This is a genomic window from Exiguobacterium sp. EA-TM-5, from assembly GCF_053878415.1.
Map to the genome: position 1 here is coordinate 2316110 of NZ_CM132670.1, position 21636 is coordinate 2337745.

General features: G+C 48.2%; 24 protein-coding genes. 6 read left to right on the forward strand and 18 right to left on the reverse strand.

What is annotated here, in order from left to right; all coding sequences use genetic code 11:
• The 3 genes from ACV3PA_RS12280 to ACV3PA_RS12290 all read right to left on the reverse strand — a co-directional run bounded on the left by ACV3PA_RS12280 (position 1) and on the right by ACV3PA_RS12290 (position 2231).
• A complete protein-coding gene (locus tag ACV3PA_RS12280; protein WP_023467922.1) occupies positions 1–414 on the reverse strand; it encodes a hypothetical protein in 414 nt (137 codons plus the stop codon).
• Positions 415–473: 59 nt separating this feature from the next.
• Entirely contained in the window at positions 474–1166 is a 693-nt protein-coding gene (locus ACV3PA_RS12285) for a hypothetical protein (RefSeq protein WP_456124955.1), read from the reverse strand.
• Positions 1167–1235: 69 nt separating this feature from the next.
• Complete coding sequence (locus ACV3PA_RS12290) at positions 1236–2231, reverse strand: potassium channel family protein (RefSeq protein WP_456124956.1); 996 nt, start codon at positions 2229–2231, stop codon at positions 1236–1238.
• A 69-nt stretch (positions 2232–2300) separates the two neighbouring features.
• On the opposite strand from ACV3PA_RS12290, the gene ACV3PA_RS12295 reads away from it, so the two are divergent.
• From ACV3PA_RS12295 to ACV3PA_RS12305, 3 genes are all read left to right on the forward strand, one after another.
• Positions 2301–2528 carry a DUF1659 domain-containing protein gene (locus tag ACV3PA_RS12295; RefSeq protein WP_050677064.1) on the forward strand — a complete coding sequence of 76 codons (228 nt, stop codon included), beginning with the start codon at positions 2301–2303 and terminating at the stop codon, positions 2526–2528.
• A 35-nt stretch (positions 2529–2563) separates the two neighbouring features.
• Positions 2564–2770 carry a DUF2922 family protein gene (locus ACV3PA_RS12300; protein WP_035408457.1) on the forward strand — a complete coding sequence of 69 codons (207 nt, stop codon included), beginning with the start codon at positions 2564–2566 and terminating at the stop codon, positions 2768–2770.
• Positions 2771–2859: 89 nt separating this feature from the next.
• Positions 2860–3753 (forward strand): hypothetical protein, encoded by an 894-nt coding sequence (locus ACV3PA_RS12305; protein WP_456124957.1) that lies wholly within the window; start codon positions 2860–2862, stop codon positions 3751–3753.
• 90 nt (positions 3754–3843) lie between these two features.
• Here ACV3PA_RS12305 and ACV3PA_RS12310 read toward each other — a convergent pair whose 3' ends face one another.
• The 8 genes from ACV3PA_RS12310 to ACV3PA_RS12345 form a co-directional block, all read right to left on the reverse strand.
• Complete coding sequence (locus tag ACV3PA_RS12310) at positions 3844–4941, reverse strand: ABC transporter permease subunit (RefSeq protein WP_456124958.1); 1098 nt, start codon at positions 4939–4941, stop codon at positions 3844–3846.
• Complete coding sequence (locus ACV3PA_RS12315; RefSeq protein ID WP_456124959.1) at positions 4938–5981, reverse strand: hypothetical protein; 1044 nt, start codon at positions 5979–5981, stop codon at positions 4938–4940. Before ACV3PA_RS12315 ends, ACV3PA_RS12310 begins: the two co-directional genes overlap by 4 nt.
• A 5-nt stretch (positions 5982–5986) precedes the next feature.
• Entirely contained in the window at positions 5987–6868 is an 882-nt protein-coding gene (locus ACV3PA_RS12320; protein ID WP_456124960.1) for an ATP-binding cassette domain-containing protein, read from the reverse strand.
• A gap of 55 nt (positions 6869–6923) precedes the next feature.
• Positions 6924–7997: a hypothetical protein gene (locus tag ACV3PA_RS12325; protein WP_410502929.1), complete on the reverse strand. Its 1074-nt coding sequence runs from the start codon at positions 7995–7997 to the stop codon at positions 6924–6926.
• Between the two features lie 12 nt (positions 7998–8009).
• Entirely contained in the window at positions 8010–8828 is an 819-nt protein-coding gene (locus tag ACV3PA_RS12330) for a hypothetical protein (RefSeq protein ID WP_456124961.1), read from the reverse strand.
• Complete coding sequence (locus ACV3PA_RS12335; RefSeq protein ID WP_410502927.1) at positions 8825–9505, reverse strand: ABC transporter ATP-binding protein; 681 nt, start codon at positions 9503–9505, stop codon at positions 8825–8827. Before ACV3PA_RS12335 ends, ACV3PA_RS12330 begins: the two co-directional genes overlap by 4 nt.
• A gap of 402 nt (positions 9506–9907) precedes the next feature.
• On the reverse strand, positions 9908–10330 hold the full coding sequence (locus tag ACV3PA_RS12340) for a hypothetical protein (protein WP_050677057.1): 423 nt from the start codon (positions 10328–10330) through the stop codon (positions 9908–9910).
• Between the two features lie 147 nt (positions 10331–10477).
• Entirely contained in the window at positions 10478–11152 is a 675-nt protein-coding gene (locus ACV3PA_RS12345; protein WP_410502926.1) for a CPBP family intramembrane glutamic endopeptidase, read from the reverse strand.
• 107 nt (positions 11153–11259) lie between these two features.
• On the opposite strand from ACV3PA_RS12345, the gene ACV3PA_RS12350 reads away from it, so the two are divergent.
• The 3 genes from ACV3PA_RS12350 (at position 11260) to ACV3PA_RS12360 (ending at position 13440) form a co-directional block, all read left to right on the forward strand.
• Positions 11260–11943 (forward strand): lytic transglycosylase domain-containing protein, encoded by a 684-nt coding sequence (locus ACV3PA_RS12350; protein WP_456124962.1) that lies wholly within the window; start codon positions 11260–11262, stop codon positions 11941–11943.
• A 15-nt stretch (positions 11944–11958) separates the two neighbouring features.
• Positions 11959–12540 carry a DUF1643 domain-containing protein gene (locus ACV3PA_RS12355; RefSeq protein ID WP_035397944.1) on the forward strand — a complete coding sequence of 194 codons (582 nt, stop codon included), beginning with the start codon at positions 11959–11961 and terminating at the stop codon, positions 12538–12540.
• Between the two features lie 105 nt (positions 12541–12645).
• Positions 12646–13440 carry an SMI1/KNR4 family protein gene (locus ACV3PA_RS12360; protein WP_456124963.1) on the forward strand — a complete coding sequence of 265 codons (795 nt, stop codon included), beginning with the start codon at positions 12646–12648 and terminating at the stop codon, positions 13438–13440.
• 77 nt (positions 13441–13517) lie between these two features.
• On the opposite strand, the gene ACV3PA_RS12365 is transcribed toward ACV3PA_RS12360, so the two are convergent.
• The 7 genes from ACV3PA_RS12365 to ACV3PA_RS12395 all read right to left on the reverse strand — a co-directional run bounded on the left by ACV3PA_RS12365 (position 13518) and on the right by ACV3PA_RS12395 (position 21631).
• Entirely contained in the window at positions 13518–15893 is a 2376-nt protein-coding gene (locus tag ACV3PA_RS12365) for a glycoside hydrolase family 31 protein (RefSeq protein WP_456124964.1), read from the reverse strand.
• Positions 15894–16045: 152 nt separating this feature from the next.
• The gene (locus ACV3PA_RS12370) at positions 16046–17569 is read right to left on the reverse strand and encodes a cardiolipin synthase (RefSeq protein ID WP_456124965.1); all 1524 of its coding nucleotides are present in this window, start codon (positions 17567–17569) and stop codon (positions 16046–16048) included.
• A 111-nt stretch (positions 17570–17680) separates the two neighbouring features.
• A complete protein-coding gene (locus tag ACV3PA_RS12375; RefSeq protein WP_410503241.1) occupies positions 17681–18802 on the reverse strand; it encodes a GTP-binding protein in 1122 nt (373 codons plus the stop codon).
• A 129-nt stretch (positions 18803–18931) separates the two neighbouring features.
• Entirely contained in the window at positions 18932–19816 is an 885-nt protein-coding gene (locus ACV3PA_RS12380; RefSeq protein WP_456124966.1) for an alpha/beta fold hydrolase, read from the reverse strand.
• A gap of 19 nt (positions 19817–19835) precedes the next feature.
• Positions 19836–20282, reverse strand: a complete 447-nt coding sequence (locus tag ACV3PA_RS12385; RefSeq protein ID WP_456124967.1) for a DinB family protein — start codon at positions 20280–20282, stop codon at positions 19836–19838.
• Entirely contained in the window at positions 20275–20793 is a 519-nt protein-coding gene (locus ACV3PA_RS12390; RefSeq protein ID WP_456124968.1) for a GrpB family protein, read from the reverse strand. Before ACV3PA_RS12390 ends, ACV3PA_RS12385 begins: the two co-directional genes overlap by 8 nt.
• Positions 20794–20893: 100 nt before the next feature.
• Positions 20894–21631: an acetoacetate decarboxylase gene (locus ACV3PA_RS12395; RefSeq protein WP_456124969.1), complete on the reverse strand. Its 738-nt coding sequence runs from the start codon at positions 21629–21631 to the stop codon at positions 20894–20896.
• Positions 21632–21636: the final 5 nt, after the last annotated feature.

Sequence of the window (21636 nt, forward strand, 5' to 3'; positions counted from 1 at the left end):
CTAAAGCGGAACCGTACCGTCCGGTTCTTCGCTGACTTCAAAAGGAATGATCTTTCCGATCGTCACGTAAGCATAATAGCGTGCAAGGACCGCACGCCAACGCGTTGCATCGATACCCGTCAAGTCTTCACCTAACGGAGAACCGTCGAATGTCTCGAACTGTTGGCAAAAAAACGCTTCCTCTTCTTCATGCCACGTTACTTCCTCACCGATGAACCCGGTCGAAAAGCGGACAAAGTCCGCAATTGAGGGCCCAATCACTTCTGCTGGCAAGCGTTCGCTCATCCGTCCGACCAGTTCATACCGGTCGCGTTGTGCTTGTTCCGCTTCTTCAATCGAATGACACAATAGCACTTCACGATTTATTTCTACTAACACGACATAGTCACCACTCGGTAAATTGACGTGAATCATCCCTACACCCCTTGGATTGGATTCGTGCGGCTTCTAGGTGTCATTTTTTCTTCGATAATTTATAATGTCCATTTTCGATCAAACGTTAATTCAATCGGCTCGTTATCTTTCGACTTTAACATAACGACCCGTGTCGTTTCAATTTGATCGATGAGATCCGCTTGACGCAGCGACTGGATTTCCTTTGATGAACTGGCTTCAATTCGGTCTCTGTACGGGGCAAGCAACTCTTGTTGGTTGCTCGCGAGTGCGTACCAGGCAAGACGAGCGAATGGTTCATCCTTCGCTGTCTCGAGCGCATAACTCTCGAAGATATCTGGAAGATAACTGCTAAATTGGTCAAGCGCGTCGATGCGTTCCGCAACATCTAAAATCGTCAACCAACTTGGGAGTGATAATAACGATTCACTTGACCACCAGTCCAGTAAATCAACATGTTCTTTAAGTAGTTGCTGGGCTTCTGGTCGATCAATCATATGTTGTAAGGTCTGGATGAGTTCGTTCCAAGCGAGCGACCAATATTCTTCAGATGGATTTGCTGAAAGGAAGAATTGACGATAGACCGTCAGTAACTCGGAAACGTCCGTTAATGGTTCGACTTCTAAGCGCTGATTGAATCGACTAACTGCTTTTGTAAAATAACTTGGTTCAAGTGTCAGTGCCATATAAAGTAATTTTGGTGCATTTTTAATTTCTCCTTGATCGACCGTCTCAAATAATTCTTGAATCCATTCTGGTTGTGGTTGTGTCATAATCCTTTTCCTCCGTCTAGTAAATTTGTTTACTATACCCGAAAAAAGATTAGTTAAATCCTGCCCTTCCTAAATTGCTCCAATCCGACTCGCTGTTTCTTCTGAACAGAGGACGATCAATGTTCCGTTTTTCGGAATCGTTTCATCGAGGCGACGATTCAAATCGAGCCGTTTCCCGTCAGATAAAATCGTGACGCCTTCTTCAAGCAAGGCATGATAGGCGTCCCGGTACGTCGCCCATTCCGGTCGTGTCGGAATGGAGAACATCCCCTCGCCATCCTTCGTCAACAAATCTGTCACGACTTTCGTCACACCAGGATGATGCGACGCGAGAATCGCCATCCGGGCAATTGTCTCGTCGCCGAGCAAGACTTCATCGACCTTGACCTGTTCAAAGCTATCGAGGTGTTCCTCAAGCATCATCTCAACGATCGTATAAATGTTCGGATTCGCGCGTTCGATGCTTGACGCAATCAGGAGCGTCCGTCCGTCCGCATGAACCGGTGGAATCGAATGATCCGCGAGGACGATCGCGCGGACTGCCTTTTCGATGTGTGCCCGCTCGAGCGTCGACGTCAATGCCGGGTCACCACAGACGTAATGAAACCGTGGATGACTGAATGGCTCGCGCTCTAAATCATCGACGAGGACGACATCCGTATGTTCGAGTAATGACTCGATGACGTGCTTCGAACGGCGACTATACCCGAAGACGACTGTATGCCCTGTTTCCTTCACTTGTAACAACCCTCTTTCCTTTTGATTACGAATCAACTGGACACCATCGACCAGTTTTGAGATTAATCCACCGACGATTCCGATCCCGAAGATGAAGACAAAGATCGTTAGAATCCGACCGGTATCGGAATTCGGGAAGAAGTCTCCGTATCCGACCGTGACGACGGTCGTCATCGTCCAGTAGACAGCGCGGAAGTAGGATCCGAACGTTTCCGGTTCTAGGGCATACATGATCCCTGCGACACCGAAGACAAAAATCAAGGACGCATACCCAAGCGTCCGCATCCGTAGAAACGAGACTTTTCGTAAAAAACGTAACCAGACCATGTTTTTTTTCATTCCTTTCGAACAATCTGGTCTCTTGCCCTGTCAATAAGGGCGAAGGAGGTGATACACATGACACAAGCAGAAGAGATTAAAACGAGTCTCGTCATCGTCTTCGAACGCAAAGACAAAGTGACAGCAAACGGCGATGCCGTCGTCGCTCGTCGCCGCTACAACGGTTTACGTTCGAATCTTCCAGCAGACGTCGTCGCTTCGATCGGTCAAGCGGTCGGCAATTTGCTTGAAGGACGCTACGCGCTGACGGAAATCAGCCGTGACTACGCTTTACTGAAGGCATAACCCACCCTCTACATTTATGAAAGGAGTGACTATTGATGGAACATACGATCGTCCTGACGTTCGATACGGTGACGAAAAAGCCGTATCGCTTACGTATCGCTGGTGCGAAGGAGAATGCGACCGTTGCCGAGATCAAAGCAATCGGAGACTTGTTCGTCGCGCATGACCCGTTCATGAACGGCGTCACACGCCTCGCATCCGCTGAATTGCAAAACAGTTCGGAATCGCCATTCGTCTTGTAAGCTTTTTCAGACCATCGTCACGGGATTACGTGACGATGGCTTTTTTTTGGTATACTAGAAACATCAACCAGCTGAAAGGAAGTCAATTTATGGCCAAACGCCCACTCACTCCTCGCGAATGCGAACTCGTCGTCTGTAGTCTCTACGTAATGGAACTCATCCCGTTCGAAGGCATCATGGAACGTCTCGAATCCATTACGCTGCGAGACATCATCGGCCCCGTCGCACGTGGCGAATCGACGCGGGAGCAAGCTGCTGACGCGCTTGACCAATACATCAAGGTTCGACGTCGCCGGTTCCGTAACGTCCCACCAGAACACCTGTGGTCGCTTGACGACCGGATTGAACAGGAAGCACTCCGGATGATTCGCAAGCGCTCGCCACTCTCGGCAGGAGAAAAGCTTCAGCCGAAAGCCATTCCCCATGAAATGGGCGATACGGTCGAGATGAAAGTGACCGAGATCCAGGATCGCAATAATAAAGTGACTTTGATCGGGAAAGTCGGTAATGTCACGGCGAAACTCCCGGTCGCGAACCGTCAAGCCTATAAAGGCAACAAGACGATCTCCGCTTGGATTACGGGTGTCGAGAAAAAACCCGCCTTACTTCATCTATCGACATCCGATTACGGTAAACACCAGCCGTCGGAAGATGTCAAGGCAGCGTACGCGACTGCTGTCACAGCGTTACGTCGTTATTTCGAGACGAACGATCTCCCGACAACCGAAGAAGTCGATCTCGCGAAATCATTGTTCCAACGGATGATCCGTCGCGACCAGAACGATTGGTTCACGGTGTATGTCGCAATGGGTCGCCCGCAACTCGATCACGTCCGCCGCTGGGTCAAGGTCATCCAGATGCTCGCCCGCTCACTGCGCGGAGACGAGGAAGCGACACAACAGCTCGCTTCGCAGGAAGACCGTTTTTTCAAAGATGCCTTATTGCGTGCCTGTAAAGCAGCAGAGAAAAATTTCACGTCTTGATGCTTTCGCCTTATGATGGATCGATTCCTAGTCAAATTCAAAAAAAGAACGCTTCGCACCGGATAACTTTTTCCGGTGCGAAGCGTTTTTTTAGGCAGACTGACGAGAGACCAGCTTGTAACAGCCAAAGCCGAACAAGAGGATCGTCCCGATGCTACAAGCGATGACGACTACTGGTAAAACGATGGGTTGTCCGAATAGAGGTATAGCGAGGTAATCCTGGAACAACACGAATACCATCAACGACTGCCCTTGGGTCAAAAGAAGAAGCGACCGAATCGTTTCCCCTGCCACGATTCCTCCGACGATCTTTTCGAGGACGAACGGACTAATCAACCAGACTGATGCCAGTATCAGAACAGCGAGGACATGACGGACGAGTAACGAGAAAAACGTGAATGTCATGACTAACGAAACACCGACTAGCCATTGCATCAAGATAGCGAGCAGATACAGTTGTCCGAACGTCAGTGGGTATGGAGAGTTATGGTAGCTATACTGAATTGGCAAATCCCATCCGCTCGACTGACGGAAAAATAAGAGCCATTGCACGATATTGTAAAAGAGGATGATGCCCGTGACGAGCAATATGGATAAAGCTAATTTTGCCGTCAGGACGTCTTTTCGACCGTGCTTTGAGCTATATAGCAGTTGCAACACCCCTGTCTGCGCTTCGCGGGAGTAACTCGTTGCGGTTACTAACGTCAAGACGATCGCAAGTAACGCAAATCCCCCAATACCGAGAAACACGATGAATTGATCAAGTGTCTGGAAGTTACCAACCCGTTGATAATCAATCTTCGCAATCAACGACGCTTCTTGTGCGAGTTTTCGTTTCTTGATGTCAGATGTAGTAGAGCGAGCTTCCTGACGAAATTCGTCGATATATTGCGATTGCAATCGATGCGATCGCTCAGCCTTGAGAACCTGCAAATATATCCCGTATTCGTCCTGTTCTGCATTCGTGATATCGTTCTTCATCAAACGCTTCTCCCCCGCCTTTGCCTGTTGGACAAAATCCCTCGTCAATTTCCCTTCAAACGGTGCATTCGTTCGTTCCGTTCCAGGTAATCCCATCCGACCGAACGAAAAAATTAGACCGACGACGAACACGAGACACAGCAGTACCCATATCATGCGTTGTTGCTTCACTTTCTGCCATTCAAACTTCAACAACTCGCGGCTCATGTCAGCTCCCTCCTTTTGACAGATCGCATCATGAATACGTAAAGGATGACGACAAGAGCCATCCAAACGAGGATCACAAGAATCGGTAAGACGAACGGTATATCCGTCTGGAACAGTTCACGCGTCAGTACGCCGCGGCTTGGGAAAAAGAAGATCAGCACTTGCACGAAGTCTGGGAAAAAGACTTCTGGAATGACGTAACCGTAAGTTAACGGTAATCCGATCAAAACCATTACGTAAACGAAGGCGTGACTGTACTGTTTCGCAAACAACGACGCACATAAAATGGCTGTCGCTAGCGCCACAAAGGCGAGTTCCTGATAAATGAACGTACACAATACATATCCACCAATCGATAACGGATACGGTGCTGCGGCAAGTCCATCCATCGCTTGCATCGATGCCGACCAATCAATCGGTCCGAGTTGATAACGGACGACTAAGATCGTCGCAAGATACGTCAACAGGTGGATCACCGTCACGTATGTAACGGCAGCTATCCATTTCGTACGTAATAAGGCGTGTCGTCCATTCCGCGACGTCAACTGATACTGCTCGACTCCGGTCATGCGTTCACGTGTATAACTGATCGACAAGAGCAATAGTCCAATCAGCGGGAATAAGAGACCGGATTGATTGACGAACGTCGCCACGATTTCTGCCGAATCATGATAGTGAATTGATGATAGGTTGATACTGCTGACGAGCTTCTGCTCTAACGTATCGCGTTTTAAAACGTCGAGGCGTTGTTGCCGTTGAATTTGCGCTTCTTTCATATGTAAGATTTGGGCATAGATTTCATTCTTGTACAATATGTCGTCTTCTCCTATTCGCGTTTCGGGATCATTGATGATAGTGCTATCTGCCTTAATCATCTTAAAGACCTGTTTCGTCGCTGGTCCTTCGAAGGAAGAATAGCGAGACTTGACGACATGATCAATCGGTTCCACTAATGTCGGGAAGAAAAAGATTCCCATTCCGATTAACAGCAACCAGACGGTCAGTGATTTATATAACTTGTAGGATTCAAACCGTAACATCGACATCAGGCACCACGCATCGATTCGTCTAAGTGATAAAGATACAAGTCTTCGAGTTGCGGTTCTACCTGAATCGCGTCGGGATGTGGGAGATCGGTTGAGATGATCCGGACGCGGTTTTTACCAGAACGCGTTTGTTGGATGGCACCGATTTGGTACGTCTCTTGCAAGAAGAGTAATGTCTCGTCTGATACGTCGACGGACCAGATCGAAGTCGCGATCTCGTCAAGCAACATATAGGGATTAGCTTGACGGATGATCTTTCCTTGCTGCATCAGAATGATTTCTTTCGCAATCGAACCGACGTCCGAGACAATGTGTGTCGACAGTAAGACGATTCGCTTTCGCGCAATCGTTGCGATGACGTTGCGGAAATGAATCCGCTCTTTTGGATCAAGTCCCGCCGTCGGTTCATCAATGATCAGAAAATCCGGGTCATTCAGCAATAGTTGCGCGATACCAATCCGTCGCTTCATTCCACCCGAGAAGCGCCGCAGTTTCTGGTCCTTTTGTTCCAATAAATTCACATCAATTAGAGCTTGTTCGACGCGAGATGCAATCGCCGCTTTAGGCACGCCTTTGATCGTTGCGAGGTACGTTAAAAATTGCTTTGCTGTAAAATCACCGTAAATCGGTGTCTCTTGCGGTAAATAGCCGATTCGTTCGCGGTACGTCTCTTCTAACGGTGAAACGACATGACCGTCGACTCGAATCACTCCTTGTGATGGACGTAACAGTCCGGCAAGAATCTTCATCAACGTCGTCTTTCCTGCTCCATTTTCACCAAACAAGGCATAAACACCGGCTTCCAGTGTCAACGTGATATCCTGCAACGCTTGTTTGCGATTCGGATAGATTTTCGTTAATTGTTCGATTTCTAGTTTCATATCATACCTGCCCTTTCAAAAAGACGTCATCCGGTTTCGGTATGACGTCTTGATTTCATTGAATTACAAAATTAGAAATATTCGTTTTCTTTTTATGGTTCGCATCCTCAATTTCACCTTGATAAAGGAGTCGACCTTGTTTCAAATCGACGACGGATACTTGAAAGCCGTTTTTCGTCTCTGATGTCAGATAAAGTTTCATGTCATTCGTCATGTTTACCCAATCGACATTTCTCAATACAAGTGGACTCGTTACACTGTGCTTGGATAATCGCTTTGTCTTCATGTCGAATGTCGACCATTCTAGTTGTTTCGTATCCTCTTCTTGAAAATGGAACCCGACGAGATATCGCCCATTTTCATGCGCGACATAACTGACGTTCTGCTGATCCAATGCTTTGATCGGTCGAACGTTTTTTCCGTCATCAAGAAAATAAGATTCCTTGACTTCTTCGCTTCCATCGCCATCGAAAGTCCCTTCCGAATAGACGACTTCGTTTTGGTGAATGGCTACAAACTCGCGTACTCGATCCGCTGGTACTGGCTTTTGAAGAACGATATCTTGCACCGTATCACTCGCTAAATCCAATACGATAAGCTTCGTATCTTGTGATTGATTGATATTATCTAACTGAACATAGACTTTCATCGCCTGCTTATCGATGACCTTTGCTTGCAAATCCATCCCCGTCTCGAACTTCGAAGGATAGTCAAACGTCTTCTCGAACACTTCTTTCGTTTGATACGTGTACATCTTGAATATCAATTGATTGTTTTTGATCTGAATCGCGTAATCAAACGCCTGATTTCGACTCGTAATCGTCTCTTGTTGCGTGACGAACTCGTAGTAACGATCCGGTACATCTGGGAGATTATTTGTTCCAAAAAATTGATTGAAGTAGCTATTAGACTTCCCTTCTACAGAACCCTTACTCGTGATTTCGTAAATCTGTGAACGTTTTCCATCTGTCTGTAAGCTTAATATAAAGGGGTCTATGTTTTTTGTTTGTCCACTGACCGTTTGAATGGAAAAGGCTGCGTCCTTGATCGTGAACGTATAACCGATGTAGCTTCCAACTGTTACTAGACTGATCAGCCCGAATAACAGGAGTTGTCGATATCTTTTCATGAAGTTCTCTCCTTATACTGACAGTCGCGTTTGGACTAATCGTAAATTTTTGTAGGATACGTAAAGCGTCAAAAGCAAGATGTATCCAAAGTACAATTGAATATGAAGTTCCCCGGAATTGTACGGAAATAATCCGGATAATAACCCTATGACGAACCAACCACCAATTAGTACGACAGCATACAGTCCGATTTGTAAAATCGCTCTTCCTCTTCCAAACGATCGCTCGAGTAAGACTGTTAAAAAGACGAACGAGGTGACGATGAACGCAAGTAGTAAAATGAACAAGACGTCACTTGGATACATCGTATAGAATGCACTCATGAATTTCGTATACTCGTTGATACTTGATGTAGCTTGTTGTGGTTCTGGTAACAGCCATAAGTAGAGATTGCGACTAAGCAACAACAGCACCCACTGGATTCCGATCAAACTAGTGACGACAAGTAAAAGTGCCGTCATTTTCGATGCAAAAATCGCACGACGTGATCCCGGTAATAATAGTAGTCGATAGATGTACTTCGTCTCACCCATCCAGTCGCGGTACCAAATCCAGAACGCGAACAAGATGATCATTCCCATCGCTAATACAATGATTGAGTCATAAAAATCGATCGCTACCGCAAACTTTAACGGACCATCTCCTCGTTCGATCGCGTCCATTTCTGATATCTGCTCAATTCGCATCGTTGCCTCGATCGAGTGCTGATAATCGTAAATTTGATAGAGTAGAGATGCAATTTCCGCGACGATCAACCCTGAAATCAACAACACCAGTAATTTCGTACTCCGTTTTAATTCTTCATTCGTTAATAACAACCAGCGTTTCATCCTTGATATACCTCCCGCATCCGGTCTTGGACCGATTGATGATGACGACCGCGTAACTCATCCGTCTCTTTGACTTCGACGATCTTTCCGTCCCGTAAGAACAACACTCGGTCAATCACCTGTTCGACTTCAGCGATTTCATGAGTCGTCATCAGGATGCTCCGTCCTTCCATGAACTCACTTGAAAAAATCCAGGCAATCTGTTCCTTCATGAAGAGATCAATTCCCGCGAGCGGTTCGTCGAGTAATATGTACGGTCGATCGAGGGCGAATCCTAAGACGAGATTGAACTTCGCCTTGTTCCCTTTAGATAAGTTCGCCATTTTATCCGTCGTAAACAGTTGGAACGTCTGTAGCAACCGTTCCGCCGTTTCTTGATTCCAGTCCGAATAATGATCCGCCATGAATGCGAGCGCTTGTCCAATCGTCATATAGCTCGGCATCGTCTGAAGATCAGGCACGAATGCGATCTGGTCGCGCGACGTTTTGCCGTCGACCGTCACCGTTCCGGCGTCCACCGGAATCAGACCGAGAATTGCTTTTAAAATCGTCGACTTCCCTTCCCCGTTCAAGCCGATCAGACATGTCACTTCGTTTAGACCGACGGAAAACGTCACGTCACGTAAGACGTGTTTTTTTCGTCCGTATCGCTTTTGTAACCCCTTTACTTCAAGCACTAGACTCACCCTCCTTGATTATCACCATTGTATTAAGACAATAGTACATCTGTTAACTGTATGGTACATGCCATACAGTCGGTCGTCAACCTGTTTTTTCCTGATATTATCCAAGAGCCGGACAATCATGTCCGACTCCGCGATTATTTCGACTTCGTTTCTACTTTTTATAACCGGAAGAAAGGAGAGCGATTCGTTCAATCGAAATCACTTCCTAGGGAAAAACAAGCAAGAGCGACCCTGCAACGAAGTGAAGCGGCGTGATGCTTGTCCCAGGAAAACGATTTGAGATGAACAAAAAAATCTAAGTCGTCTTCACAACGTCCGACGCTTATTATTCGTTCATCTAAAAAAAGAGAGGACGCCCTAATGGACGTCCCCTCTGAACACGTGACTGGTGCTTCAATAAATATCAATCGTTGACTCCAGTGCCCGGCATGTCCGACGCACGGTCGGTAAGAAGTCGGTCCGTTTTGCGACACCGCCTTCAATCTGGACATGCTGAATGCCCTTCGTCCGCTGCATCGCTGTTAAGACGGTGACCAGTTCGATGAACCAATTCGAGATCAGTTCGACGACCTGTTCGTCAAAAGCGGCAGCACCATACACATCATACCCGTTCTCGCAGAGATGGTTCGGGAAGCGGGCTTTGAACCGATGAATCAAAGTGTCCGTCGTCGGAATTAAAAATTCGTCGTAGACGACACGTTGTTCGGCATCAAGCGTTTGTTCTGTCACACCATCCATCATCAAATGTGGCTGATTGCCGATATTCAATGTCCAACTCGTCTTCTTTCGCTCGCCAGTGGAAGTGATCGTTCGCATGGTTTTATCCATCTCCTTTTGATGTGTAAGCGTTTACCTTCTCATTTTACCTGTCATTTGACCAGTTCTGCAACCGTCAACTTGACCAATTTAAACGATGACTTCGCTTGACATTCAGTCTACCAAATTCAACGCTTTTTGACGATGTCAGGAATTAACATCGTCCTTATAGATATAGACGGCAACGAGGTCGATCAAGACATGGATGATGATCAGTGGCCAAAGTGTTTCGAGTGCTAGGTACAAGTAACCGAATCCCGCCCCTATCAGTCCTGTCACGAGAATCGCGAACCATCCTTGATAACGATGAGCAACCCCGAACAGAATCGCTCCGATCCAGACGAAACTGACGTCAGAAAACGGTAAAAATAATCCAAGCGTATGAAAGAGAAACCCGCGATAGATTAGTTCCTCCGTCACACCTGCCATCAACGCGACCATCTGGAATCCGGTCCGCTCCTCTTTCGTTCGTGGCAGAATTAGCCGTTCCGCCTCACTTTGATAAAGCGGTAACAGTCGTTTACGAAACGCCGGAACAGTTGCCGTCAGGATTAGGACGATGCAAAGAAAGACGATCATTCCAATCGTCGCGTACCAGACGGGTCCACTTGGAACAAACAATGTCAAGCCGATTTCTTGCAACGTCGTACCGCTGATCAGCGTTCCACCGACGAGCAACAGACATAAGATTCCGCTTGACTGGACCATCGAGGGATAAAATTCTTTGCGTGGGACGATCGTCAAATCGACCGGACGGACTGCCGCGATGATCGAAAGGACGACGAGCAATCCGAGTAAAAACCCATTTACGAAGAGATACATGACTTCGACTCCTTTTTTGATTCCACACTCCCGTCACAGAAAGTGCTATTAGACCCTACTAAAATATGATACCATTCAGTGGAATCCTATACAGAGGAGAGAACAACATGCGAAAAGTTTTTCGAATCAGCATCTTGTTCGTACTGTTCGCCCTCATCGTCAGTAGTTTCATCTATTGGCAAAATCGGGAACGTGTTCAAAATGAAATGTATCGTACGTATTATGGACAGCATGGCGTACCTGCCGAGAACATCGACATCTACGAACAAGCCGCGGCACGTTACGGCATCGACTGGAAGCTGCTCGCCTCCATCCATCGCGTCGAGACGATTTTCTCGAACTCGTCAGCGATGCAATCGTCCGTTGGCGCCATTGGTCCGTTCCAATTCATGCCGAAAACATGGGTCGGTTGGGGATACAAAGGTGGCACGTCGCTCGGTGACATCGAGCATGATGGCGTCGACGTCACGGACCCGGAAGCCATTGAGAAGTATGGTGGTCTCGGAGTTGACGCGGACGGCGACGGGAAAGCCGATCCGACAAGTCTCGTCGATAGCGCCCACACGGCTGCGAAATACCTGAAGCAACACGATGTCACACAGACATCCGATCGAGACACGCTCGCGACAGCACTGTTTGAATATAATCGCAGTGAACAATATGTCTCTGACGTGCTCGCCCAATACGATCGTTACCAGCAACAAGTCGAGGCAATCGATGCGAGCGATCTCGACCTCAAGAAGAAGACACTCGCGTTCTTCCTTCGCATCAGCTCACGTTTGACCAATTAAAAGGAGGCACCACCCATGACACCAGCCGATTCTTCCGAACTCTTGATTGAGGAATCGTCGATCCGCGTCCAGACGACGTTTGATCGAGACAAGACGAAACGCTATTTACGCAGCTATATCTTTGACGACATCGCAGAAGGAACGCACGTCGCCGCTTTAATCTACACACCACGGACGACGGACGCCTTTCTCTCTGGCACGACGACACAACGTGCGTACAATTTGATGAAGAAATATGTCAGTGACCCCGTCAAACAATATGACATCATCAGTTTGATGCCGGACCTACTCGTCAGCGAGGATCTGCCGTTCGCTCAAGCAAGCTTCGATGAGACAAACTACGAGTTCGTCGCGAAGACACTTGCCGAAGTCAAAGCAAAAAATGGCGTCGTCCTCTGTGGCTGGGGTTCTCCTGGTCGTCTGATGCACCATTTACCGGCTTACGAAGATCTGTTCAATGAATATGCCGATATTTTGTATTGCTCTGGCATCACGAACAAAGGGGAACCGAACCATCTGCGTTTGACGATGGACGATAGCCCTATGATCACGTACAACGACATGAAGCAAAAAGCGAAAAAGTTGCGTCGCAAATGAAGAAATTGACCCTTCCCGAGTGGATAGGGTCTTTTTTTGAAACATTTTCCAGACATTTTGCGTATAATCAAGGTCTACATACTACATAGCAAGGAAGGTCATACAATGTCATTTTGGGATGAAGATTTACAAGAAGAAACGATGATTTCAGTCAAAGAAACAGACATCAAACGAATCGAACAAGCTGTCAACGGTCGACTTCCTGCCCGTTATCTCGAGCAGATTCGCAAGCAAAACGGTGGTTCCCCGGAAGCAATGGCCGTGATGGTCGAGTTCGAGAATACATGGTCGGACGAAGAAACGGGTCTACATCTTCCACTCCGCTCGATGACGTCATTGACATTCGAGCGGTATCTGGACGAATTGTCGGTTCTCCGGGAATGGGATGTCGAAGGGAACGTCATGATGTTTGCAGAAGGAGAAGGCAGCTATTTTTGGTATTTTCACTTCACGGAAAGTGTCGAGCCGACTGTCTGGTGCCTCGACATTTCGGACGAGACGACACATTTCGTCGCGTCATCTTACGACGAGTGGTTAACGAAGCTGAGTACCGATGTTCCAGAAGTCGTTGAGTCGGATGTCGTATTTCTGACGCTACCTGAAATTAAGGACATTCTCCGTGGAGATGACGAAAACGAAAAACTTCTCGCCTACTCCCACTGGATGATTCTCAACGAGGAGCAGGAAGAACTCATCGAAGCGTTCATGACACTAATCGAACGAAACGACCAGCCTGATTTCCTCGATTCTTATGCGTATTACCTCATGGAAGTCTTGACGAACAACCCGGAGTTGTTAGAACAGAAACGAGCCGACGTCACGACTTTGATCCTGAGTAAAGGTGACGCTCTCGATGCAGAGGATCTGTTGTCTTGGATGGACGAAGAGGAAGAGTTATGACCTAAACAAAAAATCCTATAATTCTCATCCGGAATGGTGAGAAATACAGGATTTTTGCATTTAACTTATTGTAAATATCAAGACAACATCAACTCAAGCAGACAATCGACGAGATCCTTCTCGAGTTCAAGTGCTTGCAACTGGTGCATCATGTTGATCGGATCGAGCTTTTGTGACAATAGACGGTAGAGACGGTCCTTCAGGTCATAGCTGATTTCCGCCTGATCGAGGAACGCATACAACCGGTCCATCTTGTTCTCGTTCGTCGACATCTCGACTTGAAGTGACAACGTGATCGTATCCGTCACTTCACCAAGTTCAACACGCAGTGATTGTGTCGCATGATCATAATGGCCTGTCACACTCTCTCCGTCGCGCTGGACGTATCCTTCACGGACACCACGTAAAATCAACGTGATCGAACGATTTTCCGGCAACAAGTCACGATGCCCGGTCGGTGCGGCAATCGTCAGCTCACGTGCGCCCCAGTCGAGTGCAAACGTCGTCTCGACGTTGACACCGTCGCGGTGCGCAACACCTGCACTGTCATCTTCAAACAACGTAAAGCGGTTCGATGCACCTGGGAAGACGACGACTTCAAGCTCGGTCGGATTATGCAGGGCATTCGACTGTTCGAGATGACGACCGAGCGGCACGATCGCCCCAGCTTTTGCGAGTACGCCTTGGTCTTCAAGATAGCGGAACAAACGCATCTGTTTGCCACCGCGATAGCGGTGCCCATTGAAGAAATCGAACCATTCTCCTTCCGGCAACCAAGCTGTCGTCGATGTCATATGCAGTTTCCGGTGCATCGGTGTGACCATCGGCGCAACGATCAGTTCCGTTCCGAAGTAGAACTGATTCGGGACGTTATAGGCTTGATCGTCTTCCGGATGCTCATAATACATCGGTGAGACGAGTGGTAAGCCGTCAAAGTGATTGCGGGCATTCATCGTGTAGATGTATGGCACGAGCTGATGGCGGAGCTGCAAGTATTTCTTCATGACGTTCGCTGCATCGGTCGAATAACGCCACGGTTCTTTCCCGTTGAAGATACTCATCGTACTATGGAGGCGCATGATTGGGCTAAAGACACCATACTGGAGCCAACGTGTCGATAACTCGTCATCCTTTTCCCCGCGCTGATGACCCCCGATGTCATGGCTCCACCAGCCGTAGCCGATGTTTGACGCTGTCGCCGTGAAATACGGCTGGAATTGGAGCGATGCCCACGAGATGATTGTATCCCCCGAGAAACCGACCGGATAGCGGTGACTTCCGGGTCCCGCATAACGTGAAAAGATCAACGGTCGATTGCCGTCGCGCGCAATATCAAGCGCATGATAATGGTTAAGCATCCAAAGTGGATCAAGTCCCTTCATCTTCGAGTTCGCGCCCTGTTGCCAGTCGATCCACCAGAAGTCGACGCCATCCGCCTCGTGCGGATGATGGAGCTTCGTGAAGTAGTTCTCGATGAACGTCCGGTCTGAGAAATCAAACGGGATCCGGACATCTGATTCAGGATCGACGCCCATCGCGACCGCCATCGCCTCATATGCTTCCTCAAAGCCACGGACACCGTCGGCTGGGTGCAAGTTGAGCGTGACCATCCGGTCGTCGTCTTTCAACCACTGCAAGAAGCCGCGTGGATCCGGGAATAGATCACGGTTCCACGTGTAACCCGTCCAGCCGCTCCCGTACCGTTCCGGGATATCGGTAACATGCCAGTCCATATCGATGACACTAACCGAAAACGGAATATCTTCCGTCTTGAAACGCGTCATCAAATCCTTGTATTCCTTCTCACTATAGCGCCAGTAGCGACTCCACCAGTTACCGAGCACTTGACGCGGTAACATCGGCGTCGGACCTGTCAGATGGTAGAAGTCACGGAGTGCCTGTTTGTAGTCGTGACCGTATCCGAAATAATAAATGTCATGCGTACCGGAGCGACGCGGTTCGACGAAGTGGTCTTCCGTCAGAACAAAGGCGTTCGAGTCGTCAATCGCCGCGTAGCCTTGGCGTGAAAGAATCCCTTCTTCGAGCGGGATGACACCATCTGCATGATCGAGCGTCCGCGCCGTTCCTTTTAACGTCCGGAGTGGTCCACCGAACGTATAGCGACTGTAATAGGTACTGAAGTTCCCTAACACATCGATATAGAGTGTATTCGCAGCGAACGGTCCCTTCGTATAATGCAGATGGACATGCTCGGTGATGATTTGCAATTCTTCCTCGTTTTCGACGATGCGATAAGCAGGTACCGGGAAATCACGATTAAAGACCGTTTGGGTTGGTCGATCCTCGAACTGCCCATCCGCCGCGTATTCGAGTCGGATCATCCGACTTGTCAATACTGTGAAACGGTAGACATCTCCTTGGATGATAGCATCTGGTCGTGCTTGTGGTTTCATGTCGCGCGTGTAGAAATGGGATTCATCAATTGTTCGCATACGGGTTCGGGACTTACGCCCCTTTCACTTCCTTCCAGGCTAAGTAGTGTGCAACCGATTACACATCTAGTGTATAAGAGTTCATGTTCCCACTTCAAGGAAGAATCAACCCAAAAAAGTCCCGCACCAAAAAATAGATACGGGACAACTGGTCATAATAAAGGTGAAATCAAGCGCGAGAGTGACTCGAAAATCCGGAAGCGGAGCGGTCGTTTGACGTAATCATTCGATGATAACTGAATCGAGACGTCGAAATCAGCAATGAAGTCACGCTCGAGCTGATCAGTGCTTTCCGTGTCATACAGGAACGCCATCAGTTCATAATTGAGGACAAAACTGCGAATGTCCATGTTCGCCGTCCCAACGGCTCCGATCTTCCCGTCGACGAGAAACAACTTCGCATGGATGAAGTGACGATTGTACGTGTAAATTTTGACACCATCCTTCAAGAGTGGTCCGAAGTAGGACCGGGTTCCGTAATAAGACGTAAAGCTATCGCCTTTACCTGGTGTCAAGATGCGGACGTCGAGTCCGGCACGTGCCGCGAGTCGGAGTAGCGTCATCGTCTCATTATCCGGAATCAAATACGGTGTTGCGATCCAGATCGAACGTTGCGCTGCGATGATCGCGGCAATCAAAGCGTTTCGAATCGCCGGGTCCTTCGAGGTCGGTCCGCTCGTAACGATTTGGATCGCTCCGTCCGTCGCGACGTCATGTTTCGGGAAGTACTGATGGATTGATTCGTCACCCGCAAACGTTTCCCATGTGTCGTCCGATTCGATTTGAGCATAGATCCAGTCGTCAAGGAACGTCGCTTGCAACTCTTTGACGGCCCGCCCTTCGAGACGTAAATGCGTATCGCGCCAAAAACCGAATTTCTTGCTCTTGCCGTCGTACTCATCGCCGACGTTCAATCCACCGGTGAAGCCGACTTTTCCATCAACGACGACAATCTTCCGATGATTTCGGAAGTTTGCCGTGAAGATGAACAACGGACTCGAAATCGGATCGTAAGCTGCGATATGTGCTCCAGCGTCGCGAAGTGGGCGCAGGAAGTTCTCACCGAGCATATAACTTCCGAGTCCGTCGTACATGAAGCGGACCGTCACACCCGCTTCGAGTCGCTCAATCAATGCTTCCCGGATTGCCCTCCCCGTCTCATCGTTGCGATAGATGTAGTACTGAATGTGGACGTGATGCTGTGCTTGACGAATCGCGTCAAGAATCGCCGGGAACGTCTCTTCCCCGTTCGTCAGGATGTCACTTGCTGTATGAACGTCCACCCCGCCACCACCGAAGTTTCGAATCGTGTTCGCGAGCTTCAAGTGATTCGGTGGCAACTCACTGACAGCAAGCGACCGGACTGGACGGATTGCTTGTTTGAGCAATTTCCGTTCGTCATGCGATCGACGATTCCGGCGACGCCGTCGCGGATTCCGACCAAACATCAACCAAATGACAACACCGAGAATCGGTAAGAAAATCAAGACGAGGAACCAAGCGATCGTTGATTCTGCTGTTCGGTTTTCGATGAAAATGATCATGATGACGGCGAGCGGCACGACCGTCGCTGAAATCGTTAAGACGTAAAATAAATAGCCGAGTTGATATAGTCCCCAAATGATGCCGCCGGCGACTAAAAATACGAGTGCGAATTGTAAAATCCGGTTGCGCACAGATTTTCCTCCTTCAATTAACATACCTTCACTAGTATTCTTTCCCCATTCACTATGAAAATATAACAAAAAAGAGAAACCGCAGATACGGTTTCTCTAAAGATTGACCTGTTATAAAAAGTTTTCTTCGTACATCTCACGACCGGGAATCGGATCGTTCAAAGATGCCCAGTCCGTTTCGTGTTCCTGAACGAGACACGCATCAAACAACGCTTCGAGCTTCTCTTGTTCTAGTCCGATGCCAATCAAGACGAGCTCCGTCCGTCGATCCTCGTCTGATGCAAAACGACCGGCATATTCCATGTTTGACGCATATCCTGCCTGATGGAACAATAGTGCCATCTCGGGACGGGTCGCAAGGAACAAGAAACCCTTCGCCCGGACGACTTCTTGCGGCCAGTCTTCGATCAAGGCAAGCAAACGCTCAGGATGGAACGGGACGTCGCGCTTGTAGACGAATGAACTGATTCCGTATTCTTCTGTTTCCGGAATATGTTCTTCCGCATTCAGCTCACGGATCCAACCGGCACTTGCTGCTGCCTGTTCGAAATCAAATAGATCGACGTCGAGGATGTCTGCTGGATCAACTTGACCATATGTCGTCTCGATCAATCGAGCCACCGGGTTCAATGCCTTCAAATAGCCGATGACGGTATGGCGTTCTTCTGGTGTCAGGCGATCAACTTTATTTAAGACGATGATGTCTGCAAACTCGACTTGGTCGACGAGTAGATCGACGACTTCACGCACGTCCGTCTCATCGACTGCTTGTTTCCGTTCAATCAATGATTCACCAGATTCGAAGTCCTTCAAGAAACGGTATCCATCGATGACTGTGACCATCGCGTTGATTTTCGTGACCTGTGATAAGTCAATCGCACTGTCCGGATCTTCATACGTAAAGGTCTGAGCGACCGGAATCGGTTCCGAGATACCACTAGACTCGATGACGATACCATCGATATCGCCTTGGTCGACGAGGCGTTTGACTTCAAGTAATAGATCATCCCGTAACGTGCAACAGATGCAGCCGTTCGAGAGCGTGACGAACGATTCTTCCGTCCGCGAGAAACCACCTTGTTCAATTAAGGCCGCGTCGATGTTGACTTCACTCATGTCATTGACGATGATCGCGAGGCGTCGCCCTTCGCGATTATGTAGCAAATGGTTCAATAGTGTCGTTTTACCGGATCCAAGATATCCAGATAAAACGGTGATCGATATCGGTTGCATCATCATTCATCTCCTAAAACGTAATCGTTACGTTTTATAGAGTAACCGACTTTTCACTTGGCGTCAATCGGAATCATTTCGATTTATTTTTCATATAAGAAAAAAGCCGACGCTTGTCGACTTTCTCCATCACTCATTTTGAATTGGTAAGTTCCACGTCGATCCGATCAAATCCGTAATCCGCTTTGCTGCATCATGGGAAAAACCAGCAATCGTGTAATGATTCGTCTCTGCGATCACATGATACATTCCGTTCGGTAAATGGTCTGCAAACGCAGCATGAGCCGTATTGATTTGTTCGGTCAATGCCGGATTCAACCAACTTTCTGGCATACCACCTGCCCAGTTCGAAGCAGACAAAACGAGAACCGGCTGTGTCACTTCTTCTATCAAGGAAAGAATCATCTGATTATTCTCCTCGACCGTTTGCCATTCGTCAAGCGTTCCCCGCCAATGCCCAGGCGCTGCAAAATGTCGCCACATCGGTAGTTGATCGGCTTCTGGTAAGACACTGAACATCTTTTTACCAATTCGATCAGGAATCATCCAAGCAATCGGTCGGATATGACTAAAGAAATAGAGAAAACGATTCCACTCCTCTTGCGTTCGTTCATACCAGTTCGGCAATGCCGCATCGACATCTGGATGCGATGGATCGAGTAAGACGATACCGCGTGTCTCATCATCAAACAACCGTCCATTTGCGAGCGAGATATAGGCACCGAGTGAGTGACCGATGAAGATATACGGACCTTCGACATGAAGCATCCGTAAGACGTCAGCGAGTTCATCCGCTTGATGCGAAAAGAGTCGTTTATTTTTGCCACGACTCGAGCGACCATAACCAAGACGTGAATACTCAAAGACACGTCCCCGTTTTAACAATTCAGTTCGTAACCAACCCCATTGATGCCGATTCGACATCATCCCGTGATCGAGGACGAATGTAACGTCCCCGCTTCCTGTTAGCCGGGTATCAAATCGACCGGCTGGTGTTTCAACGATATATTCCACGCTATCTCCCTACTTCCATTCATTCAAATAACGATATTTTTAGCTCATAGCCAAGGATGTTCAAATAATCAAACAGCTGGGATCGATGATGGTAGAGATGGACTGCAGCTTCAATCGCCCAGCCGTTCATCGAATCATCAACACCCCAGTACGTCGGACGCGTCACAAATCCGGTCGTTACTTTTCCTTGATAGACACGAAACGCGCGATCAATTCGTTCAGAGAGCTGATCGCGTGTGACATGCTCTGCGTAAAATGTCTCCATTGTTTCCGAATTCGCTCCGGCTGCAATCAATAAATCGGCTTCAAGCAACACAGCAAGATGAACCGCCACTTCGCCAACGGTCCGTTTGCCAGGGATTGGCCGTGCGTCCCAATCCTTTGCCTCGATCTTCTCAAATAACTCTTTTGACGTTTTGACACCAACACCGACATGGCGAATGAGAGCACGCTCCCAGTCAGTCATGTTCTTTCCCCCAAGCGATAGCACGGTGTTCGAGTTCCTTGACAAGTGCATCCTTGCCGGCGATATAGGCTTCGATATCAAACGGATATGTTACTGCCAACTGCTCTTTTAATGTCCCATAATCATTCGCTTCTTCTGGATGCGCGCGCAAGTAGTCCCGAAAGACGAGATGCCGCTCGATTTCCGGATTCCCTTTCGCATACAGATGAATATGATGCGTCCGTTCGTCTCCACCTTTTCGGTAATAGCGTCGTCCTGGCATCCCGAACTCACCCTTTGCTTCGTAACCGAGTACTTCCATCGGTTCATCAAACTGCTCGATTCCATCAAGCGAATCAACGACAGGTAAGATATCGATGATCGGTTTTGCTGCGAGTCCCGGAACAGAGGTACTTCCCATATGATGAATGCTATGTAGACGTGCCCCAAACACGTCTCGCAATCGTTTTGCTTCTCGTGCGTATTCACTTGCCCATTCTGATTGATACGGTAACACAATGACTTGTCGCATGTTCGTCCCCCCTCTCGTCTCAGTATGCCAGTTTTTAGGGTAAAACAAAACGACCTTCCGCTTTGGAGGTCGTTTTGTTAAATGTGATGTTAGCAATTCGTTAATCCTTTAGATAATCGTGCAGTTTCGCAGGTCCACCAAGTCGAAGATCAGCGATGATATGCTGGGCATCGACAATCTTTCGAACAGGGAAGTCAGCAAGTGGTGCCATGACATGTTCAAATAACTGAAGGCGTGCCGGTCCACGGTATGCTTCTTTAATCTCAAGATCCGTGATTTGACTGCGTGTCAATTCAGAAATGATCAACTCGCCTTGATAGCCACGATGTTGCTTGAGCATGAACTGCGGTGCACCAACGATTGACTTTGCTTCTTCGAGTGCCATCGGAACATATTTGTATCCCATCGTCGCTTGTGCGACACGGAGCGAATGATAGTCAAGTGTCCCAACGAGGACATCATTATCGAGATACAGCCGTGGTGATCCATACTTCTTCGGAAAAGCTGCTACTTCACGACCAGATGCGATCGCTGGCTGATTGTTGACGTACATTGATAGGTAAAACTCGCCGATTTCTCCTTGATAACGTACCGGAATGACTTGGCCGCACTCGAGGTAACTCCCAAGGCCCGTACTATCCGGCATATTGATGATCTCAAACTTAATCTGATTGCTCAGCACCTCAAGCGGTTCCGGAACGACCGCTTGTAACGCTTCGATGTCCGTCTCATAGATGATGTTCAAGTATTCCCGATCACGAAAGTAGATATCGACTGCCGGAAAGACCGGAGCATTGATTGGCGTCGCAACAACATGTTTTACATCTTCCTGTCTCATCTGAG